13 protein-coding genes are annotated in these 15,770 nt (G+C 45.4%); 7 read left to right on the forward strand and 6 right to left on the reverse strand.

Translation table 11 applies throughout. The features are described 5' to 3' along the window. The first annotated feature begins 70 nt into the window (after positions 1–70). Genes J2Z37_RS18800 through J2Z37_RS18810 form a run of 3 tightly spaced genes read left to right on the forward strand, consistent with a single transcriptional unit; the run spans position 71 to position 3,271 of the window. Positions 71–706, forward strand: coding sequence for a succinate dehydrogenase/fumarate reductase transmembrane subunit (locus J2Z37_RS18800; protein ID WP_209811839.1), 636 nt, complete (start codon positions 71–73; stop codon positions 704–706). Further along, positions 703–2,517 (forward strand): fumarate reductase flavoprotein subunit, encoded by a 1,815-nt coding sequence (locus J2Z37_RS18805; protein ID WP_209811840.1) that lies wholly within the window; start codon positions 703–705, stop codon positions 2,515–2,517. The genes J2Z37_RS18800 and J2Z37_RS18805 overlap by 4 nt, the downstream gene beginning before the upstream one ends. A gap of 22 nt (positions 2,518–2,539) precedes the next feature. Beyond that, positions 2,540–3,271 carry a fumarate reductase iron-sulfur subunit gene (locus tag J2Z37_RS18810; protein WP_209811841.1) on the forward strand — a complete coding sequence of 244 codons (732 nt, stop codon included), beginning with the start codon at positions 2,540–2,542 and terminating at the stop codon, positions 3,269–3,271. Positions 3,272–3,599: 328 nt separating this feature from the next. Here J2Z37_RS18810 and J2Z37_RS18815 read toward each other — a convergent pair whose 3' ends face one another. The 4 genes from J2Z37_RS18815 to J2Z37_RS18830 form a co-directional block, all read right to left on the reverse strand. Further along, positions 3,600–4,235: a hypothetical protein gene (locus J2Z37_RS18815; protein ID WP_209811842.1), complete on the reverse strand. Its 636-nt coding sequence runs from the start codon at positions 4,233–4,235 to the stop codon at positions 3,600–3,602. Positions 4,236–4,398: 163 nt separating this feature from the next. Continuing rightward, on the reverse strand, positions 4,399–5,754 hold the full coding sequence (locus tag J2Z37_RS18820) for a TrkH family potassium uptake protein (protein WP_342453855.1): 1,356 nt from the start codon (positions 5,752–5,754) through the stop codon (positions 4,399–4,401). A gap of 89 nt (positions 5,755–5,843) precedes the next feature. Further along, positions 5,844–7,085, reverse strand: a complete 1,242-nt coding sequence (odhB, locus tag J2Z37_RS18825) for a 2-oxoglutarate dehydrogenase complex dihydrolipoyllysine-residue succinyltransferase (protein WP_209811844.1) — start codon at positions 7,083–7,085, stop codon at positions 5,844–5,846. A 44-nt stretch (positions 7,086–7,129) separates the two neighbouring features. Further along, positions 7,130–9,943, reverse strand: coding sequence for a 2-oxoglutarate dehydrogenase E1 component (locus J2Z37_RS18830; RefSeq protein WP_209811845.1), 2,814 nt, complete (start codon positions 9,941–9,943; stop codon positions 7,130–7,132). 242 nt (positions 9,944–10,185) lie between these two features. Between J2Z37_RS18830 and fumC the strand changes: the two genes are divergently transcribed. Further along, positions 10,186–11,574, forward strand: coding sequence for a class II fumarate hydratase (gene fumC, locus J2Z37_RS18835; RefSeq protein ID WP_209811846.1), 1,389 nt, complete (start codon positions 10,186–10,188; stop codon positions 11,572–11,574). 15 nt (positions 11,575–11,589) lie between these two features. Here the strand turns inward: fumC and J2Z37_RS18840 are convergent, their stop codons facing one another. Further along, positions 11,590–12,168: an LOG family protein gene (locus J2Z37_RS18840; RefSeq protein ID WP_209811847.1), complete on the reverse strand. Its 579-nt coding sequence runs from the start codon at positions 12,166–12,168 to the stop codon at positions 11,590–11,592. A 143-nt stretch (positions 12,169–12,311) separates the two neighbouring features. Between J2Z37_RS18840 and J2Z37_RS18845 the strand changes: the two genes are divergently transcribed. Beyond that, a complete protein-coding gene (locus J2Z37_RS18845) occupies positions 12,312–12,836 on the forward strand; it encodes a DinB family protein (protein ID WP_209811848.1) in 525 nt (174 codons plus the stop codon). 63 nt (positions 12,837–12,899) lie between these two features. On the opposite strand, the gene J2Z37_RS18850 is transcribed toward J2Z37_RS18845, so the two are convergent. Further along, entirely contained in the window at positions 12,900–13,292 is a 393-nt protein-coding gene (locus tag J2Z37_RS18850; protein ID WP_209811849.1) for a tellurite resistance TerB family protein, read from the reverse strand. A 304-nt stretch (positions 13,293–13,596) separates the two neighbouring features. On the opposite strand from J2Z37_RS18850, the gene pdhA reads away from it, so the two are divergent. After that, the gene (gene pdhA / locus J2Z37_RS18855) at positions 13,597–14,673 is read left to right on the forward strand and encodes a pyruvate dehydrogenase (acetyl-transferring) E1 component subunit alpha (RefSeq protein WP_209811850.1); all 1,077 of its coding nucleotides are present in this window, start codon (positions 13,597–13,599) and stop codon (positions 14,671–14,673) included. A gap of 3 nt (positions 14,674–14,676) precedes the next feature. Next, the gene (locus J2Z37_RS18860) at positions 14,677–15,657 is read left to right on the forward strand and encodes an alpha-ketoacid dehydrogenase subunit beta (RefSeq protein WP_209811851.1); all 981 of its coding nucleotides are present in this window, start codon (positions 14,677–14,679) and stop codon (positions 15,655–15,657) included. Positions 15,658–15,770 lie beyond the last annotated feature (113 nt).

Consider the following 15,770-nt stretch of genomic DNA (forward strand, 5'->3'; position numbering starts at 1 on the left):
TTGGTCCCATACAACCTAAACCACCAAGAAATGACATAAGAAAAACAATTCGCCTTAAAGGAGGATGGAAATGCATTTACAGAGAGCCTTAATGCAAAATCGGAAAATGGATCTATGGGTGGAGTTGGTCCAAACTGTAAGTGGTTTATTGTTAGTAGGCTTCCTTTGGACACACATGATTTTTGTCGCGTCCATTCTGCTCGGCATAGAAGCCTTTAACACGCTGGCTAAATTTATGGAGGACTTTGGACTTTTGCCAGTAGCCGTTATTTTTATTATCTTAGCCGGTGCGGCACATGTCGGCACTGTTCTCCGCCGCATCCCCGGGAGGTGGCAAGAGCAAAAAATTGTTTGGCGTCATGCCAAAACAATTAAGCATCATGACACTTGGTCCTGGCTCTTCCAGGCAGTTACAGGCAGCGCCATGCTGATCCTGATTATCATTCATGTGTTCGTTGTGGTTTATGCGGGAATCAATACAGAACTTAGTGCGGATCGGGTTCATTCATGGATGCTGTGGTTCTACATCGTCCTTCTGCTCCTCGCCGAATATCACGCCAGCGTTGGTCTGTACCGAACATTGGTGAAATGGACCAACATGAAAAGACGCAGCTTAAAAACGGTGTTGCTAATCATCACGATCTTGACAGTTGGGCTAGGGCTGATAAGTTTGGCAGTATTTTATTCCCACGGAGGTTCAATATGAGTCAATATGATCTTTTTACCACAGATGTATTAATCGTTGGTGCTGGATTAGCAGGTGAGCGGGCTGCCATTGAGGCAGCCTCACAAGGCCTGCAAGTGATGATGTTAAGTTTAGTTCCTCCTCGACGTTCCCACAGCTCTGCTGCGCAGGGCGGCATGCAGGCCTCCTTAGGAAATAGCGCAATGGGCAAAGGAGATAATACGGACGTACATTTCGCAGATACCGTGAAAGGATCGGATTGGGGCTGTGATCAGGATGTTGCCCGCCTGTTCGCCGAAACAGCGCCCATTGCCGTGCGCCAAATGGCGGCCTGGGGAGTTCCCTGGAATCGGGTAGTTGCAGGATCACGGGTGTACGACGGACAAGAAATCCATGAGGATCCCGAAAAAGAAGGGCTAATCACGGCACGGAATTTCGGTGGAACGGCCAAATGGCGTACATGCTATACAGCAGACGGCACAGGTCATTCCTTGCTTTATACCATGGACAGTGTGGTTCTCAAGCTGGGCATCACGGTACACGACCGAACCGAGGCCTTGTCTTTAATCCACGATGGCACAACCTGCAGCGGTGTTGTTGCTCGATGCCTGCGAACTGGTAAACTTCGCGTGTATACTGCCAGGTCTACGGTCATCGCCACAGGTGGATACGGTCGGCTTTATGGCGCTTCAACCAATGCCATTATCAATGAAGGAAATGGCATGTTCATTGCTTTGGATACAGGGGTGATACCATTAGGCAATATGGAGGCCGTGCAATTTCATCCAACTGGAATTGTACCCTCCTGGATCTTAATTACTGAAGGGGCTCGTGGTGATGGGGGCTATCTGTTGGATAAAAACCACTACCGTTTCATGCCAGATTATGAACCGAAGAAAAAAGAGCTCGCCTCCCGAGACGTTGTTTCCCGGCGGATTATGCAGCATATTCGGCAGGGGTACGGGGTAGATAGCCCTTATGGTGCGCATGTTTGGCTAGACATCAGACACCTGGGAGCAAAGCACATCAACACCAATCTACGGGAAATTGCAAATATCTCACGTAATTTTACGGGAATTGATCCTGTTCATGATCTCATTCCGGTTCGTCCCACCCAACATTATAGTATGGGAGGAATCCGGACCAATATCGATGGGATGGCTTATGGGCTGAACGGACTGTTTGCCCTTGGCGAAGCAGCCTGCTGGGATATGCACGGGTTCAATCGTCTAGGCGGAAATTCTCTTGCCGAAACCGTTGTTGCAGGAATGATCATCGGGGATAAAATTGCGAAATATTCCAAGGAGGCTTCTCTGCAGGTTTCTTCAAAGCTTGTCGACGATCATGTAGGCATTCAGAGAGAGCGGATTCAAACCTTGATCTCCAGGGGCAAGCGTGGCGAAAGTGTATATGAACTACGCCGTAACATGGAGCAGGTTTTGAGTGAAAATGTCGGTATTTTCCGCACGGAAGAGGCCCTTCAGCAGGCGGTGAACAGTTTACACGAATTGCACCAGCGTGCTGCACATGTGGGGTTGTACGGCGGTGGCCAAGGTGCTGATCCTGAACTAGCTTCAGCCCTGCGGATCCAGGGAATGCTCAAGTTAGCCTATTGTATTGCAGCTGGCGCACTTGCCCGCAAAGAGAGCCGGGGAAGCCATTACCGCGAGGATTACCCCAAACGCGATGACGTCAACTGGCTCAAGCGAACGCTGGCCTATTGGCCGATGGAAGCTGATCAGCCGACTCTGCAATATGAAGATGTGAAGATTACGGAATTGCCACCCGGTGATCGTGGGTATGGTGAGGCGAGCATCCCGTCAAAGGGGTAAGCCCAAGAGAGGAGTATGTGAGATGAATCCACGTCAATTAACCTTTCAGATTTTTAGGTACAATCCAGAAACGCCGGAACAACAGCCTTCTATGCAAAATTATGTAGTTGAAGAAGAACCGGGAATGACCCTCTTTATCGCTCTAAACCGGATTCGCGAAACCTTGGATCCTACTCTGAGATTTGACTTTGTTTGCCGAGCTGGGATTTGCGGGTCCTGCGGGATGCTGATCAATGGAACTCCTACCCTTGCCTGTCGAACTTTAACCAAGAATTTGCCGGAAAACATTACCCTAATGCCTCTTCCCGTTTTCCAGCTCTTGGGCGATTTATCTGTGGACACCGGTACATGGTTTCGTGAGATGTCAATCCGCACTGAATCCTGGGTCCATTCCAATAAGGAAATTGACCCGCGGGCACCGGAGGAGCCAATGGATAATGAAACCGCCCTGTCGATTTACGAAGCCGAACGATGTATTGAATGCGGCTGCTGTATTGGGGGATGTGCCACGGCAAATCTCAAGCCCGATTTTATCGGAGCTGCGGGAGTCAACCGGGTCGCACGCTTTATGTTGGACCCGCGAGATCAGCGGAGTGAACAGGAATATTTCGATGTGGTTGGCTCTGAAGATGGAATTTTCGGCTGTATCGGCCTCATGGCTTGTGACGACAACTGCCCCGTCGGAATCCCCTTACAGGGACAACTGGCATACGTTAGAAAAAAGATGGCCTCCGCTGGCTGGAAGCGGAAATGATGGGAGTGAGGGGCTAGTGAAGCCAGATTTGGATGGAATTTGAGAAGTAGGGTCCACTTTTGGGGATTATAGTCGTTTTATGCCCCTTTTTTAAAATTTGTGATGGACCGATGATAGAATCCTCGGTCCTCTTTCTATTAATAAAGCCTATGTGAATTTTGGTAGTAAAGGGCTCCCTATTCGACATTTCTGCAAGAAATGAGCCGTTTAGTCATATGATAGTCGATCCAGGTCACAAAATAAGGGGTCTAGGTCACGGGAAATGAAATCCTTCTCGCATTTGTGGAATGACTTCAAATAAATACCCACACCTGTATCTTGTCGCCCCCTATTTCCCTTCGTCATCAAGTGAAATCCGAGCAATCAAGGCCCACCTCGCCTTGTTCAATGTTTCTTCAACCGAACTGTAGGAGGAAAGACTATTCTGATCTGTTGCTTGAATCCCCCAAACTACTACGCTTTCATCTTCCGGAACATCCATTTTCCCATCGATTTTGATCGGCATTTGTGCTGTATATTTTTTGTCCTTTGGAATGGTCCCCTTCATACTTGTGTAACCTTTTTCCTGCTGAAACAAGACGAGATTAAGATCATATTCGAAGTTTTCATCCATCCCTTGCACCTGCTGGGCCGAAATGATGAATTCCCCTTTGAATTTTCCTTTCCCTTCGCCTTCCTCTATATTAGAAACCATAGATTGGACAGTCTGAACCTTCTTCCCATTCTCCCAGATTTCCGTTTCCACCTTCATATTCGTTTTCGGACCTTCATACTCAAGTGCCACCGCCCCAGCATCTGAACCAAGAAATGCCTCAAACTTCTTCGCATCCCCTGAAAATAAATCGACCGGCGCTACATATAAAACTCCAGTGTCAGTTGGTGCTGGCTGTGGTAACGGGGAACTTTTCTCGTTAGTGGCACAGGCGGTGATGAAAAGAAATAATAAAATCATAAAATAACGCATTCTTCGAACCTCTCCCTTTCCCTTACATATTGAGACGGTGTGCGGGGAGTAAAAGTTACTATAGCGCCAAACCAAATAGCGGAAAATTTTTCCGCTATTGAGCCCCATTCTCCAAATTCTTAGTGATTAACGGTAGCCAGCCTTTACCCTCCGACGCCAACAACTACCCCACAATAATGCGTTCCTTCAAATAATGATAACCGCTCTTTCTCTCATCCTTTTTCAACAGCAAGAGGAATGGTATGATTCCAATCCGTCCAATAAACATGAGCAGCATTAAGATGGATTTGCTAAGACTACTTAATTCAGATGTGATACCAACAGAGGAACCACATGTTCCGAATGCCGAACTTACGTCGTAAATAATCGCTGTAAGCGGAAAAGGTTCGCGCGCAAAAATAATGAAGATGGACAGTATTACAATGATAATGGCAAAGATGAAAACCATCAGGGCTTTTTGCACATCTTCGGGATGCAGCTCTCTGCGGAAAATCCTAATTTCATGCCGTCCTCTCATATAGGCTTTAATCGCTAGCACAACGACGATAAAAGTTGTAGTTCGTATGCCCCCTCCCACACTGCTGGGTGAAGCTCCGATAAACATTAACATACTAATGAAGAGCTGTGTTGGCTCTGTGACTGACGCCATGTCCATCATCGTTAGCCCTGCACTGCGGCTCGTTACAGAATTAAAAAGGGAATAAAATAAAGCCTGATGCCAATTTTTGTTGAACAGAAAATGATTTTTTTCCAACAGCCAAAATCCAATCATGCCGGCAATTAAAAGTCCAAAATAGGTCGATGTTGTTACTTTTGTGAAGAGGGAGAAACGAAATTTCTTTTTCAAATGAACCGTCGCCAAGTATTCACTAATCTCGATTAAAACCGGAAAGCCGATCCCTCCCAGGATAATTAAAAAGACATGAATGATGACAATCACATAATCGTTGGCAAATGGCTGCAGGGATTCTCCTGTAATGTCGAACCCTGCATTCGTGAAGGCACTTACAGATGCAAAAATAGCATGATACAATGCATCGGGCCAATTTGTGTAGTATCCTCTATAAATAAAATAGACACTGAGTAAGATGGCTCCCACCGCTTCAATAATAAGAGCAATTCTTAACACACTAAGCATTAGAGCAACAAGGCCGGCCAATGTCGACTGGTTTTGATCAATCATAATCCATCTTCGCTGCTCAAGGCCGATAGCACGTCCGAGGACGATCCACATAAAGGTTCCAAGCACCATAATCCCAATTCCGCCAATCTGAAACAAGACAATCAGCAACGTCTTCCCCGCAAGATTAAAGGTTGATGCCGTATCCAAAACGGTTAATCCGGTCACACTGACCGCACTTACAGCGGTGAAAAGAGCATCGATGAACGTGACTTTAACACCTGGATTGTGCATGATCGGCAACCATAAAAGGACGGCGGCGGAAATCATTGTTAAGGCGTAGTAGGAAGCAATAATTTGGACAGAACTAAGTTTTCTTCTTCGAGCCGATAATTCCACGTATGTACCTTCCTCACGAATAAAAAATAATATCCCTATCTTACCATAAATCGTAACGAGGATGATGTAAAACATCATCCTCAAAATAGCTATCCATTTAACAGCAACACTTCCGGATCCTCTAGCAACTCTTTTATTTTCACGAGAAAACTGACTGCATCTTTTCCATCAATAATCCGATGATCATAGGAAAGTGCCACATACATCATCGGGCGATTTTCCATTCTTTCTTCATCAAGTGCCACCGGCCGCCATTGAATCGTATGCATACCCAAAATGCCAACCTGGGGAGCGTTGATGATCGGAGTTGATAAGAGGGACCCAAAGGTTCCCCCATTGGTAATCGTGAAGGTACCACCTTGCAAATCGGATAGTTGTAATTTCTTACTCCTTGCTTTCACTGCAAGCTCTTTAATTTTCTCTTCAATCTCAGCAAAATTTAAACGGTCCGCGTTTCGGACGACGGGAACGACAAGCCCCTCCTCAGTGGAAACGGCTATTCCGATATCGTAATACTTTTTCAGAATGATTTCATCGCCCTGGATTTCCGCGTTTACATATGGGAATTCCTTTAAAGCCCGAACAACAGCTTTGGTGAAGAAGGACATGAAACCCAGCTTCACATCATGCTCCTTAAGAAATGCTTCCCCACGCCGTTTACGCAGTTTAAGAATTTCATTCATATCAACCTCATTGAAGGTGGTCAGCATGGCAGCAGAATGTTGGGCAAATACTAATCTATTGGCTATGGTTTGCCGGCGTTTTGTCATGCGGATCCGTTCAATTGGCCTATCCGAAGGGGCTTGAGCATTATTGTCCACCGGTGGGCTAGATGGCAGTTGTTTTTCTATAACCGGATTTTCCCTAGTTTCATGTAGTTTATTACCTGCCTTCACATCCTCCTTATAAATTCTTCCTAAGGGATCCAATCCCTTAACCCGTTCAAGCGGAATTTGCTGTTCGCGTGCCAAACGCCGGGCAGCGGGTGATGCAACGACCGATGATTCTACAGTCGGTTGCGAAGGCTGCTGGACCTGTGCCTCGACCACCGGGCTTTCTGTTGCTTTTTTTTCACTTGAACTTAGAGAGGCCTCCCCTTGATTTTGCAGGGTTGCGATCACATCCCCGACTCTTACAGTACTCCCTGCTGGCTGAAGTATTTCAGCCAATTGCCCACTACCTTCGGCATGAATTTCCATGTTCACTTTATCTGTTTCAATTTCTACAAGCTCTTCGCCCTGCTCGACTTGGTCGCCCGCTTCTTTCAGCCATCGCACGATCGTTACCTCGGTAATAGATTCTGCCAGCTCAGGCACTTTTACTTCGATCACGTTTTTCTCCTCCTACCTTACACGAATGATTAGGATCCTTTTCCCTATTTCCCACTAGTTGCTTCTTGGATAATTCGCTGTTGTTCCGCTTTATGCACATCTGCCAAACCCTCCGCAGGACTTGACCGATCTGGTCTACCTATATATTGGATAGTAAGGTTAGTTAGCCCCCTTAAGCGGGGTTCAATAAAGGTCCATGCTCCCATATTCCGTGGTTCTTCCTGTACCCAGACCAGCTCCTGCAGGTTTTGGCATGACTCCAGGACCCGCCGTAATTCCTCTTCAGGAAAAGGATATAATTGTTCGACACGGATCAACTTTATCTCATTTTTCACAGCCTCCGAGACTGTATTTAGGGCCGTTTCCAACTCAATGGAAATTTTTCCAGTGCACAAAATTAAGCGGCGAGCCCCTCGACTTTCCAAAGTTCTTTCCTGAACCGGTTGAAACATTCCAGCGGCCAGATCCTGTGGCCTTGAGGCCGCTTCAGGGTGGCGAAGAAGTCCTTTCGGTGTAAAGAGGATTAACGGGCAACCTTTCCGTGTCCCAACAAATGCTGCCTGTTCCCGAAGCAAGTGATAGTATTGGCCAGCACTTGTGGGAATAGCAATGCGCATATTGTTTTCGGCCGCCAACTGAAGGAAACGTTCCGGCCGTGCACTGGAATGTTCAGGCCCTTGCCCTTCATATCCGTGGGGAAGAAGCATAACAAGATGTGAGGATTGTCCCCATTTTGCTTCACCAGCCGCAAGAAACGTATCAATTAACACCTGTGCAGCATTCACAAAATCGCCAAATTGTGCCTCCCATAAGACCAGGGTGTCCTGTGCAATTCCATCATACCCATATTCAAAGCCTAGAACAGCTGCCTCAGATAAGGCACTGTTATACACAGAAAAGGATGCTTTAGCACCTGGCAAATGTTGCAATGGCATATAACCTGCACCTGTCTGTTGGTCATGCAAAACTAAATTTCGGTGAGCGAAGGTTCCCCTTTGCGTGTCCTGACCCGTGAAGCGAATGGGTACCCCTTTCCTTAGAATCGTCGCAAAAGCTAAGGTTTCGGCATGACCAAAGTCCACTTTACCATCATCTTCAAAAGCCTCTTTTCTCCGCTGAAGAATCTTATCGAGCTTAGGATAAATTTGAAAGTTCGGCGGCCATTCAAGCAACTGATCCGTCACTTGAAGAAGATCATCCACTGAAACCGATGATTGGATTATCCCTTGCCCTTGCCCTTGGAGCTCTTCCGAACTGTCATCAGGCAAGTATTTTCCACTTTTCACCTTCTCATAGGCTTCTTTCAGACGTCTTTGGCTCGCCTCTATTAGGCTGTGGTCCTCCTCTTTCTTGATGGTCCCCATCTTAGCCAATTCCTCAGCATACAAGGTCCTTACGCCTGGGTGTGCAGAAACCTTGTGATAGAATATAGGCTGTGTTGCGAATGGATCATCCATTTCGTTATGGCCAAAACGGCGAAAACCGACTAAATCAATTAGAAAATCCTTATGAAATCGATTCCGATATTCAAAAGCTAAATGAATTACTTGTAAGCATGCCTCCGGATCATCCGCATTGACACGAACGATAGGGATTTCAAAACCTTTCGCAAGATCACTAGCATATTGTGTGGAACGTGAATCTTCGCTGTCCGTTGTAAAACCAATCTGGTTATTAGCGATGATATGAATCGTTCCGCCTGTATTGTAGCCCTTTAATCTGCTTAAATTTAGAGTTTCCGCAACAATTCCTTCTCCTGGAAACGCCGCATCGCCATGCACTAAAATGGCAAAGGCTTTCGTTAAATCCTGTTTAGGAGCACCAGGAGCTTTCCGCTCTTCCTGGGCAGCCCGTGTGTAGCCTTCTACTACAGAACCAACAAATTCTAAATGGCTTGGATTATTAGCCAATACGATGCGGACCGGGTTGGAATGCTCAATTTCTAATTCCCGATCAGCTCCCAGGTGGTATTTCACATCCCCTGTCCATCCATGGCTCATACCAATAGATCCTTCAGATGGAACAAGCTCGGGATGTGGGCTGTGATAAAATTCGGAGAGGATAGCCTCATATGGCTTTTCCAAAACATGGGCCAGCACATTAAGCCGCCCGCGATGGGCCATTCCCATCAACACCGTTTCAGTACCCTCAATCGCACCTTCACGAATTAGTTCTTGAAGCATGGGAACAAGAATGTCCAAGCCCTCAAGTGAAAAACGTTTTTGGCCGGCAAAGGTACGATGCAAGAAGTGTTCAAATTCCTCCACGTCTGTCAGTTTTTCTAGGAGGGCTTTTCGTTCTGATGTTGATAGCGTATGCCGATAAGCCCCCGTTTCCACCATATGGTTTAACCATTTCCACTCTTCTCGATCATGAATATGTGTAAATTGGTATGCTGTAGTTCCTGTATAAATTTTCTGCAAATATCCAACAACATCTGCCCCGTTTTTTAAATACTCGGGAGACTCCGCAAAAAGAATTTTCGCCGGAATCTTCTCCAGGTCGTCTTTACTCAATCCATGTGCTGCCGGATCAAGCAGCTCGTGATATTCCTGCTTCTTAAAGGAATTGACGTTAGCCGCTTGATGGCCATGGATGCGAAGATGCTGAATCAGCTTAACGGCGGAAACAAGCTTACTCATGTCGGCTACAAACTGCACTGCGTTACCTTCTGATTCCACGGAAGTTTGTGAAGAATAGGTAGGTGGCCCTCCCCATCTGCTAAAGAGCTCCCTCCACTCCATGTCCACTGACTCCTGGTCATTCAGATAGCGTTCATATTGCTCTTGTATATAGCCAAGGTTTGGCCCTTCTATTTCCAACCATGGTGATGTGGTGTACATCTTGGCAGTAGTCATATCCCTTCCTCCAATCCATTCCAAATCTTACTTTCTATTATGTGTCTAATGATAATCATTTTCAATAAAAAATAACTTGATCCAAGTCAAGTTATATTCCTGTGAAAAGGTTTCTAATACTATCATATGAATCAGGGTTTCCTTGGGTATACTGGATTATGTAGGTAAAAGCAACTATTTATTGGAATGATAACGGTATTACGCCGAAGTGCATAACAAACTAATAAAGGAGGATCGTTTTAATGGATTACCGTATAGAACACGATACCCTGGGTGAGGTTCAGGTCCCGGCGGATAAATTATGGGGGGCTCAAACCCAACGGAGCTTCAACAATTTTAAAATCGGAATAGAAAAAATGCCGGGTGAGGTTATTCGCGCATTTGCCTTAATAAAAAAAAGTGCGGCCCGCGTCAATCAACGTTTAGGAAAATTAACAACGGAAAAAGCCCAAGCGATCGAATTTGCTGCAGATGAGGTGTTAAGCGGGAAACTTGATGCCCATTTCCCCTTAGTCGTATGGCAAACAGGAAGTGGAACACAGTCGAATATGAACGTTAATGAGGTCATTGCCCATCGTGCCAACCAGTGGCTGGAACAGGCGGGCAGTTCTGAGCGCATTCACCCGAACGACGACGTGAACAAATCCCAAAGTTCAAACGATACTTTCCCAACTGCCATGCATATTGCGGGGATGATTGTGATTGAGGAAAATGTTCTTCCATCTTTAATTAGATTGAAAGACACGTTGCGGCAAAAATCGGAGCAGTTTCAAGATATTATTAAAATTGGACGCACCCACTTGCAGGATGCCACTCCTTTAACCTTGGGGCAAGAAGTAAGCGGATGGCACCGGATGTTAGAAAAAAACGAAGCGATGCTAAAGCAAAGTATGGAGTCGATGCAGGAGTTGGCCATTGGAGGAACAGCAGTGGGTACGGGGATTAACGCACATCCCCAATTCGGACAAATGATGGCAGAAGAAATTAGTAGGCTAACCGGCAGACCCTTTGTATCTGCAGTGAATAAATTTCAAGCTTTAACAAGTCATGACGAGCTTGTTTATGTGCATGGGTCTCTCAAAGCTCTTGCCTGTGATTTAATGAAAATTGCCAATGATGTGCGGTGGCTTGCCAGTGGTCCGCGAAGTGGAATTGGGGAACTCATTATTCCAGCCAACGAGCCAGGAAGCTCCATCATGCCTGGCAAGGTAAATCCAACACAAAGTGAAGCCATGACAATGATTGCCTGCCAAGTGATGGGCAATGATACTTCGCTTGGATTTGCAGCAAGCCAAGGAAACTTTGAATTGAACGTATTTAAGCCAGTGATTATTTACAATTTTCTTCAGTCCTGTCGTCTCCTTGCTGATGGGATGAACTCCTTTAATGACCGTTGTGCTGCCGATCTTGAAGCGAATATGGATGTCATAAGACAAAATTTAGAAAGGTCTTTAATGTTAGTGACGATCCTCAACCCCCATATCGGCTACGAAAAAGCAGCGCAAATTGCCAAGTTGGCCCACAAGGAAGGGCTCACTTTGAAGGAAGCTGCATTGAAAACCGGGTTCCTTACAGAAGAACAATTCGACACGATTGTGAAACCAGAAAAGATGATTCATCCCACGGAATAGCGGAAATATTTTCCGCTATTTCACTTCGTCCCACTTCTTTTCCAATATTGGTGGCTGGTAGTTTAACATGGCTTCCACTAGTTGCGCAGCATCCGAACCTGCTAAGAACAATTTCTGGTGCGATGTTTTAACAAATCCGGCTTCAACCATATGCCTCATCGCCTGAAGCAAAGGGGTGTAATATTGATCGATATTAAAAATACCAATTGGTTTCTGGTGGATGCCAATTTGTGCCCAGCAGATGACCTCAAACAGTTCTTCCAATGTTCCAAAACCACCGGGCAATGCGATGTATCCATCAGCAAGTTCACTCATCGTTGCTTTTCTTTGGTGCATATCGTCAACTTCAATCAGTTGGGTCAAACCCTTATGAACAATCTCTCCGCGAAAAAGCCCTTTTGGCATAACACCTGTGACCTTTCCTCCAAGTTCCAAAACACGGTTGGCTACCTCTCCCATAAGTCCAGTGTTGGATCCTCCATACACGAGTTCCATACCTTTTTCAACCAATACTTCTCCCAGCTCACGCGCGTTTGTTTTAAATTGTGAATTAGCACCAAAGTTTGAACCCGCAAACACACAGATTTTTTTCATTTCGCTCTTCTTCCTTCCTGACTCTTTCCTTCTATCTTACACAAATTACATATGAATTTAAAATATGACCATTTGGATTTATTCCAATAATCTAGATGGAAATGGTATGATTAAATAGAAATCTGAGAACAGGAGGGAATTTGATGTTACAAGTGCCGAATCAAGATGAATATCAAGAATACTATGAACCCTACGTGAAAGTGATTCCGGAAGGGGACTTAATACAAATCCTAAAATCTCAGCTATCCGAGATGAAAATACTAATCGATAATTTAACAGAGGAACAAGCTCTATTCCGCTATGCACCCGAGAAATGGAGTATTAAAGAGGTCCTCGGGCATGTGACAGATACTGAGCGGATTATGAGTTACCGTCTTCTACGCATAGGACGCGGTGATACTACCGACTTAGCCGGATTTGACGATCAACTTTATGTACGCAATGCGAATTTTAATCAGCAATCGCTTTCCAATCTTCTTCAATATTTTGAGGCCACCCGCCATTCAACGATCGCGGTGATGTCAACCCTGTCTAATGAAGCCTGGTTAAGAAGAGGGACCGCCAATCAAACCGAGGTTTCTGCACGGGCGCTTGCCTACATTATAGCCGGACACGAGCGTCACCATCGTCAGGTGATTCACGATAAATATTTGGCAGCATTAAGATGATATCTAAGGGGTTGCCCATTAGAAGATGAGCAACCCCTTATTCTACCGCATATAAAGCTCTTCTTAACCACTTGGTCGATATTGCTCTTGCGAAAGCTCCTTAATACTATCAATCCAATCCCGATAACTCTCAAACTGGTCAGTTTTATACCCAAAATGTTTTTTAATCAACTCTATGGATTTTCTCTCTTCATCACTTAATATTCCATCGGTAAAGATAATCCCTAGAATCTCTGTCAGGGCAATCTGCCTGGAACGTTCACTCCGAAATTCCTTCAGGATCCGTTCAATCGACCAATTCTCGATCGAATACTCTTCCTCTAATTGCATTTCCCTTTTATAATCTTCCATAAATACTTCTTCCGACGAGGTCATCGCCCCGTCAATCGAAGCAACTAGATGAGCTAGCTCTAGGAAAGCCTTTTTTTCCTGTGGTAATAATTCTGTAAGAAACATCCGCCCACCCTCCAATCTATTTTAATCGCCTAAATCCTTTTCACACAAAAAAGACAGCGTTTTCATTTTACCAACTGACTCAAGCTTATTAGCTTTTTAACAATATTGCAAGTGGAGAAAGTGCCCAATAATCATTTAAATCAACATTCCCCCTCCGTTTCAATTTTCTTCTGATTCTTTTTTTGTAAGATTTTTTGGCAGGAATTAAAGAAAAGAAATCGAACATTAAAGTAATGAATGGTAGAAGTCTCCTTTTTTAGGTCAATAATAGCAGATGAAAATAAACAGAGAAGGATGGGATGGAATGCAAACCTACACATGGAATGGGGATTATCCACTCTACCGCGTTCTAGACGAAAACGGTGTTGTTTGCGGTCAGTTACCCTCATTATCAGATGATAAAATAATAGAAATGTATCGATGGATGATCATAACAAGGTACTTTGATCAACGTGCTGTGAACCTTCAGCGTCAGGGTCGAACCGGGACCTATGCCCCATTCAGTGGACAAGAAGCGGCGCAGATTGGAAGCTTTGCACTGATTGAAAAGGATGATTGGCTCTTTACAAGCTACCGTGACCTTGCGGGTCTTATGTATTACGGCTTTCCTATGCACCAATCCCTCTTTTTCAGCATGGGCCACCCATTTGGTGGACATGTTCCTGAAGATATGAATGTCTTACCCTACCAAATTATTATCGGAGCTCAGACTCTGCACGCTGTAGGGACCGCTTGGGCAAGCAAGCTGAAGGGTGAAAATAGAGTCTCTGTCACCTATTTTGGTGATGGGGCCACATCACAGGGAGATTTTCACGAAGCCTTAAATTTTGCAAGCGTTTATAAAGCACCGACTATATTCTTCTGTCAAAACAATCAATGGGCAATTAGCGTTCCTCTGCACCGTCAAATGGCCACTCCGACCATCGCTCAAAAGGCTTTAGCCTATGGGATGGAAGGGATTCGTGTAGATGGAAATGATCTTTTCGCTGTGTATAACGCAATGAAGCGCGCGGTTGACCGCGGACGCGCAGGTGAAGGTCCCACCTTGATTGAAGCGGTTACTTATCGCCTTGGTTCCCATACGACGGCTGACGACCCGACCCGTTATCGTGATGCTGATGAACTTATGGAATGGAAGGATAAGCGAGATCCTATCATTCGTTTAAGAAAGTTCCTAGAAAACAAGGGTATCTGGAATGAATCGTTGCAGAAGGATGCCGAACAACAGGCAAAGGTCCTTGTCGATGAGGCGATTGCCGCTGCGGAATCGTTTCCCAAGCCAAATCCTGCCGATGTATTTGATTATGTATACAGTACAGCTACTCCAGACCTGGTTGAACAGAAAACGAAATTTTTACAGCACGGAGGAAGGGAGAGATAACCAATGGCAAACCTCACAATGATCCAAGCCATAAATGAAGCTTTAAGAATTTCATTGGAGCAGGATCCGCGAACCATCATTCTAGGAGAGGATGTTGGACATAACGGTGGCGTATTCCGGGCAACGGAAGGTTTACAAGCCAAATTTGGTGAAAATCGCGTCGTTGACACCCCATTGGCTGAATCGGCCATTATTGGAACCTCCATTGGTTTGGCTCTAAACGGGATGAAACCGATTGCGGAGATTCAATTTCTTGGCTTTATCTTTGAGACGATGGACCAGATTGCCTCCCAGGCCGCGCGGACACGCTTTCGCTCACAGGGCCGCTTCCATGTTCCATTGGTCATTCGCACCCCATTTGGTGGAGGCGTTCGAACCCCCGAGATGCATGCAGATAGCTTGGAAGCGCTGTTCCTACATACGCCTGGTCTTAAAGTAGTTATGCCAAGCAATGCTTATGATGCCAAAGGACTGCTTCTCTCGGCCCTTGCCGATCCCGATCCTGTGTTATTCCTTGAGCCGATGAGACTTTATCGGTTATATCGTCATGAAGTCCCAGCTGAACCCTACCAAATTCCGCTTGGCAAAGCCAATGTTGTACGGGAAGGCACACATATCACTATTGTTACTTGGGGACCCATGGTTCCTGTGACCATGGATGCCGTAAAGCAATTGCAGGATAAACATAACATTTCCTGCGAGGTGATCGATCTTCGTACGATCTCACCTATCGATACGGAAACGATTATCCAATCGGTCGAAAAAACAAATCGGGCACTCGTAGTCCATGAGGCAGTGAAAACCGGTGGAGTGGGTGCAGAAATCATTGCCAGGATCAATGAAAGAGCTCTGTATTCTCTAGAAGCACCCGTGAAAAGAGTAACAGGATTTGATACGCCTTACCCAATGTCAATGGTAGAAGACCATTGGCTGCCAAATTCCGAGCACATTATCAACGCTGTGTTAGAAACGATTAACGAATAAAAACAGGGGCGACTCAGTTTTTAAAATGTACCCTTTGTAAAGGACGCTATAAAAAAGTCTAGGCAGCTCTAAGAAGATGATCTCTGAATTGAACAGGGGTCATCTTTTTTAAA

It is taken from the genome of Ammoniphilus resinae (genome assembly GCF_017873965.1).
Taxonomy (GTDB): Bacteria; Bacillota; Bacilli; order Aneurinibacillales; family RAOX-1; genus Ammoniphilus_A; species Ammoniphilus_A resinae.

Bases quoted from the DNA above. Each gene is read 5' to 3' on its own strand.
- J2Z37_RS18800 (WP_209811839.1), top strand. From the start codon at position 71: ATGCATTTACAGAGAGCCTTAATGCAAAATCGGAAAATGGATCTATGG.
- J2Z37_RS18815 (WP_209811842.1), bottom strand. From the start codon at position 4,235: ATGCGTTATTTTATGATTTTATTATTTCTTTTCATCACCGCCTGTGCC.
- J2Z37_RS18845 (WP_209811848.1), top strand. From the start codon at position 12,312: ATGTTACAAGTGCCGAATCAAGATGAATATCAAGAATACTATGAACCC.
- J2Z37_RS18860 (WP_209811851.1), top strand. From the start codon at position 14,677: ATGGCAAACCTCACAATGATCCAAGCCATAAATGAAGCTTTAAGAATT.
- pdhA (WP_209811850.1), top strand. From the start codon at position 13,597: ATGCAAACCTACACATGGAATGGGGATTATCCACTCTACCGCGTTCTA.
- J2Z37_RS18840 (WP_209811847.1), bottom strand. From the start codon at position 12,168: ATGAAAAAAATCTGTGTGTTTGCGGGTTCAAACTTTGGTGCTAATTCA.
- J2Z37_RS18805 (WP_209811840.1), top strand. From the start codon at position 703: ATGAGTCAATATGATCTTTTTACCACAGATGTATTAATCGTTGGTGCT.
- J2Z37_RS18830 (WP_209811845.1), bottom strand. From the start codon at position 9,943: ATGACTACTGCCAAGATGTACACCACATCACCATGGTTGGAAATAGAA.
- J2Z37_RS18810 (WP_209811841.1), top strand. From the start codon at position 2,540: ATGAATCCACGTCAATTAACCTTTCAGATTTTTAGGTACAATCCAGAA.
- fumC (WP_209811846.1), top strand. From the start codon at position 10,186: ATGGATTACCGTATAGAACACGATACCCTGGGTGAGGTTCAGGTCCCG.
- J2Z37_RS18850 (WP_209811849.1), bottom strand. From the start codon at position 13,292: ATGTTTCTTACAGAATTATTACCACAGGAAAAAAAGGCTTTCCTAGAG.